The 17,860-nt window shown below is 32.6% G+C and carries 17 protein-coding genes; 9 read left to right on the forward strand and 8 right to left on the reverse strand.

Translation table 11 applies throughout. The features are described from left to right. Nucleotides 1-7: 7 nt before the first annotated feature. Genes ACTU6T_RS02390 through ACTU6T_RS02400 form a run of 3 tightly spaced genes read right to left on the reverse strand, consistent with a single transcriptional unit; the run spans nt 8 to nt 2,416 of the window. Complete coding sequence (locus ACTU6T_RS02390; protein ID WP_460219667.1) at nt 8-1,354, reverse strand: histidine kinase; 1,347 nt, start codon at nt 1,352-1,354, stop codon at nt 8-10. 11 nt (nt 1,355-1,365) lie between these two features. Further along, the gene (locus ACTU6T_RS02395; protein ID WP_460219668.1) at nt 1,366-1,989 is read right to left on the reverse strand and encodes a tetratricopeptide repeat protein; all 624 of its coding nucleotides are present in this window, start codon (nt 1,987-1,989) and stop codon (nt 1,366-1,368) included. 4 nt (nt 1,990-1,993) lie between these two features. Continuing rightward, on the reverse strand, nt 1,994-2,416 hold the full coding sequence (locus ACTU6T_RS02400; RefSeq protein WP_460219669.1) for a DUF2141 domain-containing protein: 423 nt from the start codon (nt 2,414-2,416) through the stop codon (nt 1,994-1,996). Between the two features lie 200 nt (nt 2,417-2,616). Here ACTU6T_RS02400 and ACTU6T_RS02405 point away from each other — a divergent pair, with 200 nt between their 5' ends. Both ACTU6T_RS02405 and ACTU6T_RS02410 read left to right on the forward strand, forming a co-directional pair. Continuing rightward, nucleotides 2,617-4,410, forward strand: coding sequence for a serine hydrolase (locus ACTU6T_RS02405; RefSeq protein ID WP_460219670.1), 1,794 nt, complete (start codon nt 2,617-2,619; stop codon nt 4,408-4,410). A 142-nt stretch (nt 4,411-4,552) separates the two neighbouring features. Further along, complete coding sequence (locus ACTU6T_RS02410; RefSeq protein ID WP_460219671.1) at nt 4,553-4,933, forward strand: hypothetical protein; 381 nt, start codon at nt 4,553-4,555, stop codon at nt 4,931-4,933. A 68-nt stretch (nt 4,934-5,001) separates the two neighbouring features. Here the strand turns inward: ACTU6T_RS02410 and ACTU6T_RS02415 are convergent, their stop codons facing one another. Further along, entirely contained in the window at nt 5,002-5,934 is a 933-nt protein-coding gene (locus tag ACTU6T_RS02415; RefSeq protein ID WP_460219672.1) for a peptidylprolyl isomerase, read from the reverse strand. Between the two features lie 146 nt (nt 5,935-6,080). On the opposite strand from ACTU6T_RS02415, the gene ACTU6T_RS02420 reads away from it, so the two are divergent. Beyond that, a complete protein-coding gene (locus ACTU6T_RS02420; RefSeq protein WP_460219673.1) occupies nt 6,081-6,536 on the forward strand; it encodes a hypothetical protein in 456 nt (151 codons plus the stop codon). A gap of 329 nt (nt 6,537-6,865) precedes the next feature. On the opposite strand, the gene recQ is transcribed toward ACTU6T_RS02420, so the two are convergent. Then, nucleotides 6,866-9,067 carry a DNA helicase RecQ gene (recQ, locus tag ACTU6T_RS02425; RefSeq protein WP_460219674.1) on the reverse strand — a complete coding sequence of 734 codons (2,202 nt, stop codon included), beginning with the start codon at nt 9,065-9,067 and terminating at the stop codon, nt 6,866-6,868. Nucleotides 9,068-9,153: 86 nt separating this feature from the next. Between recQ and ACTU6T_RS02430 the strand changes: the two genes are divergently transcribed. The 4 genes from ACTU6T_RS02430 to lptB are packed head-to-tail and all read left to right on the forward strand — an operon-like array spanning nt 9,154 to nt 12,082. Beyond that, nucleotides 9,154-10,119: a KpsF/GutQ family sugar-phosphate isomerase gene (locus ACTU6T_RS02430; protein WP_460219675.1), complete on the forward strand. Its 966-nt coding sequence runs from the start codon at nt 9,154-9,156 to the stop codon at nt 10,117-10,119. Next, nucleotides 10,119-10,946: a twin-arginine translocase subunit TatC gene (tatC, locus tag ACTU6T_RS02435; RefSeq protein WP_460219676.1), complete on the forward strand. Its 828-nt coding sequence runs from the start codon at nt 10,119-10,121 to the stop codon at nt 10,944-10,946. Before ACTU6T_RS02430 ends, tatC begins: the two co-directional genes overlap by 1 nt. Then, nucleotides 10,939-11,286, forward strand: a complete 348-nt coding sequence (locus ACTU6T_RS02440; RefSeq protein WP_460219677.1) for a carboxymuconolactone decarboxylase family protein — start codon at nt 10,939-10,941, stop codon at nt 11,284-11,286. The genes tatC and ACTU6T_RS02440 overlap by 8 nt, the downstream gene beginning before the upstream one ends. 52 nt (nt 11,287-11,338) lie before the next feature. Continuing rightward, the gene (gene lptB / locus ACTU6T_RS02445) at nt 11,339-12,082 is read left to right on the forward strand and encodes an LPS export ABC transporter ATP-binding protein (protein ID WP_460219678.1); all 744 of its coding nucleotides are present in this window, start codon (nt 11,339-11,341) and stop codon (nt 12,080-12,082) included. On the opposite strand, the gene ACTU6T_RS02450 is transcribed toward lptB, so the two are convergent. Both ACTU6T_RS02450 and ACTU6T_RS02455 read right to left on the reverse strand, forming a co-directional pair. Next, nucleotides 12,079-12,912: a TerC family protein gene (locus tag ACTU6T_RS02450; protein WP_460219679.1), complete on the reverse strand. Its 834-nt coding sequence runs from the start codon at nt 12,910-12,912 to the stop codon at nt 12,079-12,081. The genes lptB and ACTU6T_RS02450 overlap by 4 nt on opposite strands. Nucleotides 12,913-12,921: 9 nt before the next feature. After that, nucleotides 12,922-13,677, reverse strand: coding sequence for a CDP-alcohol phosphatidyltransferase family protein (locus ACTU6T_RS02455; protein WP_460219680.1), 756 nt, complete (start codon nt 13,675-13,677; stop codon nt 12,922-12,924). Between the two features lie 123 nt (nt 13,678-13,800). Here ACTU6T_RS02455 and ACTU6T_RS02460 point away from each other — a divergent pair, with 123 nt between their 5' ends. Together ACTU6T_RS02460 and lnt are read left to right on the forward strand one after the other, a co-directional pair. Continuing rightward, a complete protein-coding gene (locus ACTU6T_RS02460; RefSeq protein WP_460219681.1) occupies nt 13,801-14,865 on the forward strand; it encodes a putative type IX sorting system protein PorV2 in 1,065 nt (354 codons plus the stop codon). Beyond that, the gene (lnt, locus tag ACTU6T_RS02465) at nt 14,865-16,457 is read left to right on the forward strand and encodes an apolipoprotein N-acyltransferase (protein WP_460219682.1); all 1,593 of its coding nucleotides are present in this window, start codon (nt 14,865-14,867) and stop codon (nt 16,455-16,457) included. The genes ACTU6T_RS02460 and lnt overlap by 1 nt, the downstream gene beginning before the upstream one ends. Nucleotides 16,458-16,460: 3 nt before the next feature. Here lnt and ACTU6T_RS02470 read toward each other — a convergent pair whose 3' ends face one another. After that, a complete protein-coding gene (locus ACTU6T_RS02470; protein WP_460219683.1) occupies nt 16,461-17,855 on the reverse strand; it encodes a sugar transferase in 1,395 nt (464 codons plus the stop codon). Nucleotides 17,856-17,860: the final 5 nt, after the last annotated feature.

Genomic DNA, 17,860 nt, shown 5'->3' on the forward strand with positions numbered 1-17,860 from the left:
TTATAATTTAATTCCAGCGTTCCTTTTCTTCTTCGCGCATAAACTTTTCAATTTTACGCTCTTCCCATGTCTTCCCAAGAACACCATCATTCACATATACTTTGTAAGCATGAAATACTAATCCCATACCCCAACCTAACATTGGAAACCAAAACCATTGAATGGTATGCGGTGTATAACGATACCAAATAAATATTAAAAATGGTATCACAACAAAGTATGATATAAGACTATAATAAAATTCTTTCATATCTTCTACACGCTTGCGTGCTCTGATATATCTATCGTCAAAATTTGTTTTTGGTTCTATTGCTTTCATGATTGATACTTGTTTAGTAAGCATTGGTATTGCAACTGCAAAACGTTTTGCTTGTTGATTGATTGATACTGTTTTATTTGATAATAGTTTGTAGCGTTGTTTGATGTTTTCTAATCCAACACCACTACTCTTTTTTACAATTTGTTTTGGTTGTAAATTATTCTCTACTACGAGATTTCCTCCAGCCTCATAAATTTTAATATGTAATGGTTTAGTACTAGTAACCATATTGTGTTTTACAGCATTTTCTAATAATAATTGCAAAGACAATGGGACTACCTTACTATCTGGATTTTGCGCTTTATCTGGAATATCAAAAATAATACTATCTTCAAAGCGCATTTTAAGGAGCGACATATAGGTTCGGGCAAAATCTAATTCTTCATCTACAGTAATTAAGTCCTTATTTTTTTGTTCAAGTACATAACGATAGACTTTAGATAATGAGGTTGTAAACTTTTGAGCATTTTTTGGATTCTCTTCTATCAAGCTTGTTAGTACATTTAAACTATTGAACAAAAAGTGTGGATCTAACTGATTTTTCAAAGCATTAAACGTAGCACTTGCAGCTCCAGCAATTACTTTCTGTTCTTTAATCTTATTTTTTTGATAACGATTATAGAAAAATATGACATGAAACACAGAAACAATTGTTAAGGTAATCCATAACCCAAAACTGTATCCTTGCCAGCTTTCTCTTTCTATAAAAGAGTTCCAAGTAGCATCATATATGATGATCGATATGAAAGCTCTCAATAAAAATATTCCAATTAGTGTAATAATTACTGCACCTATAATTCCGATGATTATTCGTTTTATAGTATCTCCTTTTTTCCAGCTTATATGTTCCATATAATCAAAAAACGCCATATTAGAATACCCTAAAACAAATGAATACAACTGATAGAATCCAAAATCAATTAAGAAATCATTTACTGTCTCAAATTGAAACCCATCAGAAAACAGGTTCCCTATGATGAAAACAATACATCCAATAATGAACGTTATAATAATATTTTTAATTGACTTTGACATTGTGTTCTAATTTACTCTTTACAAGATTTCGCAACCTGCTCAGCTCTATTTTTTCCCCAATTTGGATGCAATTCACTTTCTGGTTTAAAGTTAGTAAAAAGATCTATGGATTTTTCTATCGCCTCACAATAAGGCGTTGTGTCTTGTCCAAAAAATTTAGCACTACCCATTCCCCATTCAGCTTTTCCAAAAATAACCCTAGGATTCTCTGGTGCTAGCTTTTCAGCTTTCGCATATAATTCAGCTATTTTAGCAGAATACTTCATACCATAAGTCATCCCATCAAAAGCAACCCAATTTGTTAAAACATGTGCTTGCATTACCATAATTTCTGGATTATTCTCGCTAATTGCCATAGCACTATTAATATGTTCTTGAGCCTTTTCTAGCTGCGCTTTCAATACTGCTTCATCCTTAATGTTCCAGCTCTTTAAACTATTAATTTGAGCAATATAATAGTGAGGCAACCATTGATTTGTTTCAGCATTTGAAATACGTTCAAACATATTTTCTGCTTCGTCCATTTTATTCTCTTGCCAAAGACTAAACGCCTTTTGCATGCCTTTCTCAAAATTGGTTTGTGCATTAGTTAATCCTGAAATTAATACAAATGCAATGATCATTAAATTTTTCATGATGTTAAAGTGTTATGATTTGTGTTATTGATTTATCTTTTATTTCAAACTTGGCATCTTCCCATTTTGGTGGTCCCATAAATCCTTTTGCATTATTAGAACAACCATAATCTTCTTTTGGAATTCCTAAAAAGTTACTATCTAACTTGTTGTTTTCATTTTCATCATGAAACAATGAGATTGCATACACTCCTGGTGGTATGCTTTTAAAAGTAACTTCGCAGCTATTATTCTTAATGTCGCTACTGGTTCCTTTAAATCCTTTACCCAAAAAAGAGGCTTCTGAATTATAAATTGAAATGAATACTTTTCCTGTATTGCTATCAAGATTTTTGACTACTACAGTTACATCTTGCTCTTTCATATCTTGAGCATGTAGTAAGTGGCTACATAATAAGAAGATGATAATTTTTACAATGGTTTGCATAATACTATTGATTTGCGCTGTGAAATTGCTCCAGCTTGATTGATGAGACAAATATCTAGTAATACACTAGTTCATAAAAAAGGGAATGACCGAATTGTATTTTTTTATGGATGAATTGTGAAAAAATTAAAAAAACGAGTAACTTATGTTGTGACTTTACTACTTATAGAACATCTATTGAAATTAAAAACATTAACGTTATGAAGAAATTAGCTATTATTTTATGTTGTCTATTCGTTTTGAATCTGACACATTCTCAAGACAAACGTTTAAAAGGTATCGATAAAGATTTAAATAAGATTCTAGAAACCACCCAAGCAGCTAGTTTTGCTGTGGCCGTTGTTGAAGGTGACAAGCTAATTTATGCAAAAGGCTTTGGTTATAGTGATTACGAAAATAAAGTTGCGGCAGATGCAAATACTTTATATGCTATTGGTTCTTCTTCAAAAGCATTTACGTCTTCTATCTTAGGGTTATTACGTGCGGAGGACAAACTATCTTTTGATGATAATCCCAGACAACACATTCCAGAATTAGAGTTCTACAATGATAACATGAATAATAACATAATTATTAAAGATCTGATGCGTCATAGTACTGGGCTTCCTAGACATGATGGTTCATGGTATTATTTCCCAACACATAACAAAGACTCTCTTTTAATGCGAATAAAATATCAAGAACCTTTTACAGGAATAAGACAACAATGGTATTATAATAATTTTGGTTTTTTAGCTCAAGGTGTTATTGCGGAACGAATCACTGGTAAAAGTTGGGAAGATAATATCAATGACTATTTTTTCGAGCCTTTAGGCATGAACAGGTCTAACACCTCTATTGCTGAGATGAAATCAAGTACAAATGCAGCATTTGGTTATGAGTTAAAAGATGATGTTATTAAAAAAATGGATTATTATGATATTGCCGGAATGTCTCCTGCTGGAAGTATTAATAGTAGCGTAAATGATATGTCTAAATGGCTAATCACATGGATTAATGATGGGAAGTTTAAAGGTGAAGAAATTATCCCTGAAAACTATATCAATGAAGCTTTGAGTTCTCAAATGGTTGTAAATGCTAATACTCCAGACGATGAGTTTCCAGATATTCATTTTGCAAATTATGGTTATGGCTGGTTTTTACAATCGTTCAAAGGCCACTATCGTGTTGAGCATGGAGGAAACATTAATGGTTTCTCAGCAAATGTTGCTTTCTTCCCTAGTGACAAAATTGGCATCGTTGTATTAACAAATCAAAACGGATCGGCTGTTCCTTCACTAGTAAGAAATACAATTGCAGACCGTATGCTCGGTTTGGAACGTTCTGATTGGATTGGACGTTATCAGAAGCGCTTAGAAAAAAACAAAAAAGCTCAGGCTGAACTCAAAGAAGATACTGAAAGCTCTTATGTTAAAAATACAAAACCTTCACATATTAATTTAGACTATACAGGAAGTTACTCTCATGGAGGGTATGGCACATTTGAGATTATATCAAAAAATGATTCCTTATTTACTAAAGTTAATGATGATGATATCTATTTGCATCATTATCATTATGATGTTTTTGAACTTATAGATGTAGTTGACAACAAAATAGATACAACCCAATATGGAAAATCAATAAAAGTAACATTTATGACCAATGACGCCGGGGACATTTCTGGAGCAAAAATGAAAATAGAACCAACAGTAGATCCTGTTGTATTTAAACGCACACCTAACACGATTGATGTTGACACTAAAACTCTAGATATGTATGTTGGTGCATATGATGTGTCAGGTACAGAAATAAAAGTGTATACTAAAAAAGATGCTCTCTATGTATTTGTAAAAGGGCAACCTGAATACGAACAAATACCTACAGCTAAACATAAATTTTCATTTAAGACTATGGAAGGTTTTAAAATCGAATTTTTAGAATCTGAAGATGGTACAATAAAGGAAATGAAAATGATTCAACCCAATGGTACATTTGTAGCTAAACGTAAGTAATTATTACTTTATATTATATATTCAAAGCACTCTTAATAAGAGTGCTTTTTTATTTTTCATTTTCAACTTTATATTTTTAATTAATACGTTTCGTGGAAATACTAAACTAGTCTTTACTAGCGTTATAATAAAAATTGACCACATGAAAAAAGTAGCTATTGGTATCACACTGGTTTTTGTCTTTTTTGGACTGTTATATGGAGGCATCCATCTCTTTGGATGGCATATATTTAATTCGCAATCTTGCAGTAGTTTTAACATAGACAATATTGAATTAAGAACAGGTGTAGACATCCCTAAAGTGATCTCAACCGATTGTGAATGTAAAAACAATACTAAAATTTCAAAATTTATAGTCGATATTGCAACCATAGATCTTGAACGTTATGTAACTCGAAATAATTTTTCGCTTATTGATAATTTATATATCAAAGAAAACGACAATAAGCACTCTACATATAAGGTGATTTTTAATCAAAAAACAGGTGAACTAACCGTTAACTTAACCTATAAAAACAATTGATTTACTTTAAATCTTCTCATAAAAAAAGCACCAACAATTGGTGCTTTTACTTTTATGTATCGTGAAGTTTATTTCACATCCATTAATTCTACATCAAATACCAGGGTTGCATTTGGAGGTATTACGCCTCCTGCACCTGCAGAACCATAACCTAAATCACTTGGTATTACTAAACGTGCTTTATCTCCAACATTTAACAAGCAAATGCCTTCATCCCATCCTGGAATAACTTGACCAACACCTACTTGAAAATCTAAAGGTGCATTTCTTTTGTACGACGAATCAAATACGGTTCCGTCTGCTAATTGACCTTTATAATGTACAGATACCATCTTGCCAGCCTCGGCTGCTTTACCATTTCCTTTTTGGATGATTTGGTAACGCAATCCGCTTTTAGTCTCTTCAAATCCCGAAGCCAATTTATCTAACTCCGCTTTTGCCGCTTCGCGTTCTGCTTCAATACGTTTCTCTCTTGCTCCTTCAAAAGTTCTAAAGGCTTCTACTGCATTAAAATTTTCGGCATCAGATCCTGCTCTAACAATTTCAAGCGTTTCGATTGCATCACCTTGAGCAATAGCATCAACCACATCTTGACCTTCAATCACTTTTCCAAAAACAGTATGATTATTATCTAACCATGGTGTTTCTACATGTGTGATAAAAAACTGACTTCCATTAGTTCCTGGCCCTGCATTTGCCATAGACAATACACCTGGTCCGTTGTGAGTTAAATCAGGATGAAACTCATCGTCAAATTTATATCCTGGATTACCAGTTCCTGTGCCTTGTGGGCATCCTCCTTGTATCATAAAATCTGGAATAACTCTATGAAATTTTAAACCGTCATAGTATGGAGTACCTTGAGGTTTTACAGCATTCTCTAAATTTCCTTCTGCTAATGCTACGAAATTACCTACTGTTCCTGGTGTTTTTTGATATTCTAAAGCGACTAAAATTTCGCCTTTTGTGGTATTAAATTTTGCGTATAAACCGTCTTGCATCGTGTTTTATTTTAATTGAGGTGCAAAGATAACAAACTCTATTAGAAGTGAGAAGCAGTATAAAGAATTTGATTCTACAATCACTATAAATACAAACCTTTGGAATTATTTCTATTTACTTTAGTTTTGTAAAAAATATTCATCACATGGGATTTATTAATAAATTGAAATCTACTTTCGGAAATTCTAAAACTGAAACCTCTACATCCAATTCGGATACTATTGAAGCCATAATGGCTGCCATAGAACATGAGCCATTTGCTATTTCTGAAAGTAATGTGTTGTATGCTGGATTAAACGAACTTGGCGGTTATTATTCGTTTCAAACAGTTATCTGTGGGAATTTCAAAGTAAAAACTAAAAAAGGAGGACATTTGACTATTAAAAGTAAAAATTTCACTCTTGAGCTCGATTCAGAATCTGTAGAGTTTGAATCTGATCCAACAGATGTAAAAGGAAGAAGCATCACTAAAATCGATTTTCAGATTGAAGAAAAAGATGCTGCCAAAATAGATCCTGTGACTATTGATGAATTAATATTACAATGTAAAAGCTATGATCTAACGTTCAAAACCATAGCTAAAAAAAACAAACCATCTTAAGGTTTTGCTTCAAATTCTGGACAGTCTAACCTAATATCCTTATTGAGTAAAACACTTTCAAGTAAACCACAATAATCGGTATCGTTATTTTTTTGATAAAACTTACAACCAAAACAAGTACGCTGAACTGTTAATACACCATTTTGGTTCAATTTATAAATAAGGCCGCAATGTATTAAATAATGATTCTAAACCTAATTGGTCAACCTTATCTATTTGAGATTTTAGCGGATTTGCAAAATCATGAATTTTAGATAACATCTTATGTCCAGCAGCAGACAATTGTATATTGTATCAACGACTATCAATAGGAAAAAACACCTTAACAATCAATTGGCAACTTCGCTAATAAACTTAATACGATATAAACGAAGCTCTTCATCGTCATAATCACCATCAAATTCATCGATAGCAACATCAATTTTATCAGTTTCAGATTCCATAAAGTAGTCATGAATTTCTTCTTGCTGATCTTCATCCAAAATATCATCTAACCAATAATTGATATTTAATTTGGTTCCAGAATACACAATGGCTTCCATTTCTTTAATAAATTCAGGCATGGTCATCCCTTTAGATGAAGCTATATCTGTCAATGGCAATTTACGATCTACATTTTGAATGATATATAATTTTATTGCTGAATTAGATCCAGTACTCTTCACTACAAAATCGTCTGGTCTAACAATATCATTGTCATCAACATATTGAGCAATTAATGCAACGAAATCTTTACCATATTTTTTTGCTTTCCCTTCTCCAACACCATGAACATTACTCATTTCTTCAATAGTAATTGGATATTTAAGAGCCATATCTTCTAATGAAGGATCTTGAAAAATCACAAATGGTGGAACTCCTAATGATTTCGCATTTCGTTTACGCAAATCTTTCAGCATTTTCATTAAAGTTTCATCAGCAACTCCACCTCCACCTTTGGCTGCTGTAACAATACCATCATCACTTTCAATATCAAAAACATGATCCTCTGTCATCATAAAGGTTTGCGGTGATTGTATAAATTCACGACCTTCATTAGATAATCTTAAAACACCATAAGTCTCTATATCTTTTTTGAGGTAGCCCGCTACAAGCACTTGACGTATTAAAGCCATCCAATAACGTTTATCTCTATCTTTACCTACACCAAAAAATGGTTGCCCATCGGTTTTGTGAGATGAAATTAAAGCGTTTGTTTGACCAATTAACACTTGTACTAAATCTTTAGATTTATACTTCTCATTGGTTTTTTCAACTGTTTCTAAAAGCGTTACTACCTCTATTTTCGCTTCATGTTGCTTTTTGGGATTACGAACATTATCATCCATATCACCACCTTCTCCTGTAGCATTATCAAATTCTTCGCCGAAGTAATGTAGAATAAATTTTCGCCTAGACACAGATGTTTCAGCAAAAGCGACAACCTCTTGCAATAAAGCATGACCAATTTCTTGTTCGGCAACAGGTTTTCCAGACATAAACTTTTCTAATTTTTCTATGTCTTTGTATGCATAGTAAGCCAAACAATGTCCTTCTCCACCATCACGCCCTGCACGACCAGTTTCTTGATAATAGCTTTCGATACTTTTAGGTATATCATGATGTATTACAAATCGAACATCAGGCTTATCAATTCCCATCCCAAAAGCAATAGTTGCCACTACAACATCGCAATCTTCCATAAGAAACATATCTTGATGCTTCACTCGCGTTTTAGGATCTAAACCTGCATGATAAGGAACCGCTTTAATACCATTAACCTGCAAAACTTGTGCTAATTCCTCAACACGTTTTCTACTTAAGCAATAGACAATGCCAGATTTTCCTTCATTCTTTTTAATAAAACGAATAATATCGGCATCTACATTTTTGGTCTTAGGACGTATTTCGTAATACAAATTTGGCCTATTAAACGACGCTTTAAATGTTACTGCGTTTTGAATATCTAAGCTTTTTAAAATGTCTTCTTGAACCTTAGGGGTAGCTGTTGCTGTTAAACCAATAATAGGAATATTATCTCCAATACGTTTAATAATATGTCTCAGATTTCTATACTCTGGTCTAAAATCATGTCCCCACTCACTGATGCAATGTGCTTCATCGACAGCCATAAATGAAATGGTAACTGTTCTTAAAAACTCAACATGTTCTTCTTTAGTAAGTGATTCTGGTGCAACATACAAAAGTTTTGTAACACCATTGGTGATATCCTCTTTAACCCGTTTGACTTCAGTTTTATTGAGAGAAGAATTTAAAACGTGAGCTACGCCTTCTTCACTAGAAACACCTCGAATAGCATCAACTTGGTTTTTCATTAAGGCAATTAATGGTGAAACAATAATTGCTGTGCCTTCTTTAATTAATGCTGGAAGCTGATAACATAATGACTTCCCACCTCCTGTTGGCATAATAACAAATACATCCTCACCAGAAACAACACTTTTAATAACACTTTCTTGAAGTCCTTTAAATTGCGAAAAACCGAAGTATTGTTTGAGTGCAGAATGTATATCAATTTCTTTTATACTCATTAATCCCTATTAGTATTTTTGATACATTTGCATAAACCTAAAGATAACAATTTCTTTATACCCATCAAACTCTAAAAAAATTAATTTTGAACAGTATTCAATCTATTCTTGAAACCGCAAAAAAAACTATAGATTTAGAACGTGATGCCATTGCCAATTTGAGTCATTTACTTACTGATGACTTTGCTAATGCAGTATCTTTAATTTATAATTCTAAAGGCAGAGTCATCATCACAGGTATTGGAAAAAGTGCTATCATCGCTAACAAAATTGTTGCCACTTTGAATTCTACAGGTACACCATCAGTATTTATGCATGCTGCAGATGCTATTCATGGAGACTTAGGACTTATTTTAGAGGATGATGTCGTGATTTGCATTTCAAAAAGTGGAAACACTCCAGAAATTAAAGTCTTAGTGCCATTGATTAAAAATGCAAAGAACAAAATGATTGCTATCACAGGCAATAATACATCCTTTTTAGCACAACAAGCCGATTTTATTCTGAATGCTCATGTGGAACAAGAAGCTTGCCCTAATAATTTGGCTCCTACAACAAGTACAACAGCCCAATTAGTTATGGGAGACGCATTAGCGGTTTGTTTATTAGAACTCCGAGGGTTTTCAAGTAAAGACTTTGCGAAGTATCATCCAGGCGGTGCTCTTGGTAAACGTCTGTATTTACGAGTTAGTGACCTATCATCGGTTAACAAAAAACCAAAGGTAGAATTAACAACAAGTGCCAAGGACGTGATTGTAGAAATTTCAGAAAAAATGCTTGGTGTCACTGCCGTGGTTAATCAGAATAAAATTGAAGGAATCATCACAGATGGTGACTTACGACGTATGCTCTCTAAAAGTGAAGACTTTATTCATTTAACAGCCAAAGATATCATGAGTAGTAACCCGAAACGAATTAATGAGGATGCTATGGCAATTGATGCCATGGAGCTTATGGAAGAGCATGGTATTTCTCAACTACTTGTTGAGCGCAATGGTGAATATGCTGGAGTTATTCATATTCATGATTTAATTAAAGAAGGTATTATATAATGGCTAAAAAAAATACTGATGAAATGTCTTTCTTGGATCATCTCGAAGACTTAAGATGGCATTTAATACGAATTACATTATCTATACTAATTTGCGCAACGATCGCTTTTATTTTTAGTGGATTTATTTTTGAACATATAATCTTTGCGCCAAAGCGCATGGACTTCCCAACATATAAATGGTTATGCCAGGCTTCTCAATTTATAGGAATTAATGACGTCACTTTTTGTGCTACTGAGTTCCCTTTTAAAATTCAAAGTAGAACTATGGCAGGACAGTTTTCGGCTGATATTTGGACCTCTATTTATGCTGGATTTGTTATTGCGTTCCCATATATCATTTATCAGTTTTGGAGCTTTATTAGTCCAGGTTTGCACGCTAAAGAACGACGACACTCTAGAGGTTTTATTTTCACCACCTCCTTTTTATTCTTTTTAGGTGTATTATTTGGGTATTATATCGTGACACCTCTATCTATAAATTTCTTGGCGAATTATAGTGTGAGCCCAGAAATATCTAATGAGTTTGATATTAGTTCTTATATATCGACGTTACGATCATCTTGTCTGGCATCTGGATTTGTATTTGAATTACCAATAATTATTTATTTTTTAACTAAAATAGGATTGGTTACACCTCAAATCATGAAGAAATATAGAAAATTTGCGTTGGTTATCGTATTGATTCTTTCAGCTATCATTACGCCACCAGATTTAGCTAGTCAAGTGATTGTTGCTATTCCAATATTGATTTTATATCAAGTAAGTATTTATATTTCAAAAATTGTTGTTCGTAACCAAAACAAAAAACTAAAAGTCAATGTCTGATATCGTTTCCAAATTTAATGCCTATCGTTCAAAAATGAACGATGCAATTATAGAAGATAATAATAAAGTCATTAAGCGTATATTTAACCTAGACACTAATGCCTTTACTGAAGGCGCTTTAGATAAGAGAACAAAAGAACTTTTAGGTCTTGTGGCCTCTATGGTTTTACGTTGTGATGATTGTGTTAAATATCATCTTGAATCTAGTTACAAAGTAGGTCTCAAAAAAGAAGAGGTAGTAGAAGCTTTAAGTATTGCGACCTTAGTAGGCGGCACCATTGTGATTCCACATTTACGAAAAGCATACGAATACTGGGATGCATTAGAATCTGAGCGTTAAACTTATAATAAACTAAAAAGTTAGTCTTTTTGAATTTACTATTTTAGCCATCATGAAGAAATTAAGAGCCGATAATTTAATGAAATCTTATAGCGGACGAAAAGTCGTTAAAGATGTATCGTTAGAAGTTAACCAAGGAGAAATTGTTGGATTGCTAGGACCAAATGGAGCTGGTAAAACAACCTCTTTTTATATGATTGTTGGTTTAATTAAACCTAATGGTGGCAACATCTTTTTAGACAGCACTGAAATTACAAGTTTCCCAATGTATAAAAGAGCCCAAAATGGTATTGGGTATTTAGCTCAAGAGGCTTCTGTTTTTAGGAAATTGAGCATTGAAGACAACATTTTGAGTGTGCTTCAAATGACCAAATTAAGTAAGAAAGAACAAGAAGCCAAAATGGAATCACTGATAGAAGAATTTAGTTTAGGTCATATTAGAACTAACAGAGGTGATTTATTATCTGGTGGTGAACGAAGACGTACAGAAATAGCACGTGCCTTGGCTACAGATCCTGATTTTATTCTTTTGGACGAACCGTTTGCTGGAGTTGACCCTGTTGCTGTTGAGGATATCCAACGTATCGTTGCTCAGCTAAAAAAGAAAAACATCGGTATTCTAATTACTGATCATAATGTTCAAGAAACTCTAGCCATAACAGATAGAACTTACCTCATGTTTGAAGGAAGTATCTTAAAAGCTGGAAAGCCTGAAGAACTAGCTAGTGATGAAATGGTACGTAAAGTCTACTTAGGACAGAACTTTGAACTTCGCAAAAAGAAGTTAGAGTTTTAAATGTCCTCCTTTTTTGCATCTATTAGTGCACTTTTACGATCTTGCTCAGCAATCAATTTTTTCTGATAACGTCCTTGAACAACGTCTGTTACTACCAATATAGCTATTACAAAATAGAAGGTCGTCTTACTCATTGGAACAATCTCATTTCCGAAGATTTTTAAATGTGCTAAATGTCCACCTTCAGTAACCAACATTATACCTACAATAAATAGAATAAACAATCCTAATACTTCATACATTCTATTTTTTGCTAAAAATGTTGAAATTCGGTCAGCCAATACTAACATTAAAATTCCACTCAATACAATTGCAATAGCCATCACGATAAAAGCTGTTGTTGAGTTTTCTATATCACTTGTTAACCCAATTGCTGCGAGAATAGAATCAAAAGAAAACACTAAGTTCATGAGAACTATGCTAGCAATAACAGCATTAGATGATTTCTTTCCTTTTCCATTGTCTTCAACAGCTTCAGACAAATCATGTTTCGCAATCATGTGCCATATTTCTTTGATAGCGGTGTAAATGATAAATCCACCTCCAGCAAGAACGATTAGACTATGTCCATTAAAAGCAAAATCTAACACATTATCTATATGACCAGTTAGAAAAGAAAACGGTTCTTGAAAAAAATCTATAATCGACACTAATACAAACAGCAAAACAATTCTAAGTACAATAGCAATTAAAATCCCCACTTTTCTAACCCGTTTTTGATCAGACAATGGTGCTTTTTTAGACTCTAAGGAAATATAAAGTAAGTTATCAAATCCTAAAACTGCTTGCAACATTACAAGCATTAATAATGTAAAAATGACTTCTAACATGAGTAAAAATTATTTAGTTGTTAAATTATCGAGCAATGATAATATAATGTATAATACAATAATAAATGGAATAGCAATAAAATGGAACAACACTAATAATACAATTGCAGAAACAATGAGAATGTATCGATAGCTATTATTATTAAAGCTAAAATCTTTAAATTTTAATGCAAGTAATTTCATATTAGATGTTAATAAAAAACAACTTATTAGTGTAAACACTATTAAAAACCATTGATTTAAAATTAATGAAGTCACTAAGCTACTATTCTGAAATTCAACAATTAAAGGCAATGACATCACTAACAATGTATTTGCAGGTGTTGGTAAGCCTTTAAAATAGCTTTGTTGATCTTCGTCTATATTGAATTTTGCCAATCGATAACCAGAAGCTAACGTAATAAACAATCCAATAACGGCAATTGGAGCTATGTCTATATTAGAAAAACTAAAACTAGAACTCCAATTCTTTTGCGTTACTATTTCCGGAGCATTAATACTCATTGAAATTAATTTATACATTACTATCCCAGGCACTAATCCACTTGTCACCATATCGGCCAGAGAATCCAATTGCACACCTAAATCACTTTGAACACCCAGTTTTCTTGCCAATAAACCATCAAAAAAATCAAAGAAAATCCCTAAGAAAACGAATAATGCTGCAGCTACAAAATTATTGTGAACAGCAAATATAACTGCAATACTTCCTGAGAGTAAGTTGAGTAGTGTAATACAATTTGGAATGTAGTTCTTTAAAGCCATTCATTTAGATTTGTGTAAAAATAGCAAACTATTTGCGACTATTGCAAGTCATGTACAATATCTAGCCATATTTACAGTTTAATAGGTGAATAAAATTGTGCATCTTTGTAAAAATTTTTGCTATTGAAAAAATACTTATTCATCGCTTCGACTTTGATTATGTTTTTATGTACTGCTCAGACTAAATATTCTAATGAATTTTTGAATATTGGTGTAGATGCAGCAGCTCTTGGCATGAGTAATAGTGTAGTTTCTCACTCCGCTGATGTAAATTCTGGATATTGGAATCCAGCTGGGCTTGTGCATCTAGAAGATAATCAACTAGCCTTATTACATTCTAGCTATTTTGCTAATATTGCTAACTATAACTATATCGCATTTGCAAAACCATTAGATGACAGAAGTGCAGTAGCCTTATCACTTATTCGCTTTGGTGTTGATGATATTCTTGATACCACTCAGTTAATAGATGATCAGGGTAATATCAATTATGATAGAGTGAGTTTATTCTCCACTTCAGATTATGCCTTAACCTTTTCTTATGCCAGAAAATTACCGCTAGATGGACTAAGTTATGGTGTTAATGCTAAAATTGTTAGACGTATTATTGGTGATTTTGCAAATTCTTGGGGATTTGGATTAGATGCTGGAATTCAGTTTGAAACCAAAAATAATTGGAAATTTGGAATTATGGCTCGAGACATCACTACCACGTTTAATGCATGGTCGTTTGACGATGATAAACTTGAAGATATTCAAAATGCTATAGAAGGTCAAAATCAGACCGTTCCTGAAGATACTGAAATTACAATTCCTAAACTACAAATTGGAATGTCTAAAAAATTCATCTTTCATTACGATTATTCATTACTCACCTCTTTTGATTTGAATGTGCGTTTTGAAGAGAACAATGATATTTTCTCAAGTTCTTTTGCCAGTGTTAATCCTGCGTTAGGTTTTGAGTTTGGATATACTGACCTCGTGTTTTTGAGAGCAGGAGTTGGTAATTTTCAAAATGAACTACAAATAGATAACTCTGAAGACTTAACATTTCAGCCTAGTTTAGGATTAGGATTTAAGTATAGAGGAATTCAAATAGATTATGCATTTACAGACATTGGAGATCAAAGTGCCGCTTTGTACTCTAATGTATTTTCATTAAAACTCGATTTTAGTATCTTTAGATAGTGAATAAACTATTACTCGCCTTAGCTTCAGGACTTATATTAACACTCGGATGGCCAACTTATGGATTTCCTTTGTTATTATTTGTTGCATTTGTCCCTTTACTTCTTGCAGAGCAACAACTGCGTTTATCTGATGTAAAACGAAAAGGACTCAAAATTTTCGGACTCTCCTATCTCACTTTTGTGATTTGGAACCTTATTACCACAAGTTGGTTACGATTTGCTGATATTTTTGGGGCAGCTTTTGCTGTTTTTGTAAATTCGGCATTAATGGCATTACTTTTTCTTCTTTATCATAAATATGCCAAGCGACAGTCACAAAACAGAGCTCTACTTTTTTTAGTAACACTATGGATTAGTTTTGAAAAATTACATTTGGGTTGGGAATTTTCATGGCCATGGCTTAATCTAGGTAATGGATTTTCAGAATACATCACGTGGATTCAATGGTATGAATATACTGGCACCTTTGGAGGTACACTTTGGGTATGGATTATAAATGCTATAATGTTTAAAGGTCTACTATCTTATCTAAAAACACCATCAAAATCAATAATGAAATCAGTACTTCTGAAATGTGCTAGCTTGATTATTATTCCTATTGGTATTTCATTGATTATCTACAACACATATTCACATGAAGGTGACACTGTAAATATTATTGCAATACAACCTAATATTGATCCTTATTCTGAAAAGTATAATATGACCAATATTAAATTCACAGAGTTACTCATTGAATTATCAAATTCAAAAATCACCGATTCTACTGATTTCATTATTGCTCCAGAAACCTTTTTAGCTGAAAGTACTAGACTTAAACAATTTGACCATTCATTATTAAAAAGTCGTTTAAAACGTTACATACTAGAATACCCAAATGCGAATCTCTTAACTGGAATTTCGTTTTATGATATGTTTAAAGATAAAAGTAGGATTCGAAAAGAAACCAACGTTTATAGACATAGTCCAAATACATGGTATGATGATTATAATTCGGCTATACTTTTAAACACTTCAGATACTGTACAGCAATACAACAAATCAAAATTAGTAGTTGGCATAGAGAACTTCCCATACCAAGACATATTGAAACCAATTCTAGGTGATGTTATGATTGATCTTGGTGGCACAGTTGCGATGAAAACTACTCAAGATCATCGAGGCGTTTTTACATCTTCTAATTCAAAATATAAAGCTGCTCCTATTATTTGTTATGAATCGGTTTATGGTGAATTTGTTACTGGATATGTGAGAAATGAGGCGAACTTTCTAACTATTATTACAAACGATGCTTGGTGGAATGAAACCCAAGGCCATAAACAACATTTGAGTTATGCAAGATTGCGTGCTATAGAAACTAGACGTGATATTGCTAGAAGTGCCAATACTGGAATTTCTGCGATTATCAATGCTAAAGGAGAAATTACTAAACGTCTTGATTATGGAGAAAAAGGGGCTTTGTCGGGACAAGTCATCACTAATAATAGAAAGACTTTTTATGTCATAGCTGGCGATTATATTGCCAGAATAAGTATTTTTATTTTAATATTTATATTCTTAATCGGCTTTTTCCGAAGACCAAAAGAATAAGAACTATTGTCCTCTATAATACAATATAGTACTTAGGGTTTTAACAATAATATTAATATCTAAAAACACACTTCTGTGTTTGATATAATATAGATCGTACTGCAACTTGGTTAAGCTATCATCTACCGATGCGCCATAACGTGTATTTACTTGTGCCCAACCAGTAAGACCTGGCTTTACAATATGTCTAGTTTCATAAAATGGTATAATTCGAGACAACTCATTAACAAAAAATGGTCGCTCAGGTCTTGGACCAATTATGCTCATATCACCTCTAAGCACATTAATAAATTGCGGAATTTCATCAATTCGGGAGCGTCTTAAAAACTTTCCAAAAGTTGTGATTCTTGAATCATTCTTTTGAGCCCATTTAGCACTTCCTGTTTCAGCATTAACAATCATACTTCTTAATTTTACAATCTGAAAAAGCTTACCATTTTGCCCAACACGTTCTTGAAAATAAAACAATGGGCCTCTATTAGCAATCGCATTACCAATTAAAATTAGGGGTAATATACCTATTCCAAACAAGAGTCCTAAAATTGAAAACAAAATATCGAAGGTCCTATGAAAAAAGAGATATAATGTATTTTGATTACTTCTGCTAAATGGGAAATATTTATAAAAATCTTTCCCAACAAATTGAATGGGCACCCTATAAGTTATCTCTTCAAATACTTGTGTGTACTCGCGAATAGTAAATCCTTGGTCTAGTAATGCAATTAAATCGTGATAAATTTCCGGAGTAATGGATTCAGAATTGTAAGTTGCTACTAAAACTTCAGAAATCTTTTCATCCCTAATAACATTCATCAAATCGGCAGACGCAAATTCTTTTAAACCTTTAAACTTTATTGGAGATTCAACTTCAGATTCAGAATTTATAAACCCAACAATCTTATAATTTGGATCAACTCGATTTAATGGTTTTATTATATTTTCAATATTTGAAATCTCACCAACTAAAAGAACTTTTTTATAGAATCTTGGGCTAGAAATAAATGCAATATATGCCCATCTCCAAATAAAAATCATCGTAATGATGCATAGATAAAAATAAATAATCTGAAGTCTCTGCTCTGGAAGAAAAGGCGTTAAAAATGGTGTTAACAAATAAAATAACACCGTAGTAGATGCTGTTAAAACAATATTTCTAAATGTAACATCTAACTTACTCGATTTTTGTAGATCATAAATTTCAAATACAGTTCCAAAAATTGTAATATAAACACCTAAAACGAGTAATGGAACAAAATTATCACCTTCTATTGTGAGGTAATCATAATCTATACTGATTTGTAAAAGGTACAACCCCAGTATTACCATACACAAATCTAGAATACGTAATAATACTTTACGCTCAGAAATTTCAAAATGTATATCTTTTTTTCGGCTCATTAGTT

The sequence above is a fragment of the Psychroserpens citreus genome (assembly GCF_055686305.1).

What these genes read in the sequence shown, in the direction of transcription:
- ACTU6T_RS02390 (WP_460219667.1), bottom strand. Translation starts at nt 1,354, where the DNA reads ATGTCAAAGTCAATTAAAAATATTATTATAACGTTCATTATTGGATGT.
- ACTU6T_RS02395 (WP_460219668.1), bottom strand. Translation starts at nt 1,989, where the DNA reads ATGAAAAATTTAATGATCATTGCATTTGTATTAATTTCAGGATTAACT.
- ACTU6T_RS02400 (WP_460219669.1), bottom strand. Translation starts at nt 2,416, where the DNA reads ATGCAAACCATTGTAAAAATTATCATCTTCTTATTATGTAGCCACTTA.
- ACTU6T_RS02405 (WP_460219670.1), top strand. Translation starts at nt 2,617, where the DNA reads ATGAAGAAATTAGCTATTATTTTATGTTGTCTATTCGTTTTGAATCTG.
- ACTU6T_RS02410 (WP_460219671.1), top strand. Translation starts at nt 4,553, where the DNA reads ATGAAAAAAGTAGCTATTGGTATCACACTGGTTTTTGTCTTTTTTGGA.
- ACTU6T_RS02415 (WP_460219672.1), bottom strand. Translation starts at nt 5,934, where the DNA reads ATGCAAGACGGTTTATACGCAAAATTTAATACCACAAAAGGCGAAATT.
- ACTU6T_RS02420 (WP_460219673.1), top strand. Translation starts at nt 6,081, where the DNA reads ATGGGATTTATTAATAAATTGAAATCTACTTTCGGAAATTCTAAAACT.
- recQ (WP_460219674.1), bottom strand. Translation starts at nt 9,067, where the DNA reads ATGAGTATAAAAGAAATTGATATACATTCTGCACTCAAACAATACTTC.
- tatC (WP_460219676.1), top strand. Translation starts at nt 10,119, where the DNA reads ATGGCTAAAAAAAATACTGATGAAATGTCTTTCTTGGATCATCTCGAA.
- ACTU6T_RS02440 (WP_460219677.1), top strand. Translation starts at nt 10,939, where the DNA reads ATGTCTGATATCGTTTCCAAATTTAATGCCTATCGTTCAAAAATGAAC.
- lptB (WP_460219678.1), top strand. Translation starts at nt 11,339, where the DNA reads ATGAAGAAATTAAGAGCCGATAATTTAATGAAATCTTATAGCGGACGA.
- ACTU6T_RS02450 (WP_460219679.1), bottom strand. Translation starts at nt 12,912, where the DNA reads ATGTTAGAAGTCATTTTTACATTATTAATGCTTGTAATGTTGCAAGCA.
- ACTU6T_RS02455 (WP_460219680.1), bottom strand. Translation starts at nt 13,677, where the DNA reads ATGGCTTTAAAGAACTACATTCCAAATTGTATTACACTACTCAACTTA.
- ACTU6T_RS02470 (WP_460219683.1), bottom strand. Translation starts at nt 17,855, where the DNA reads ATGAGCCGAAAAAAAGATATACATTTTGAAATTTCTGAGCGTAAAGTA.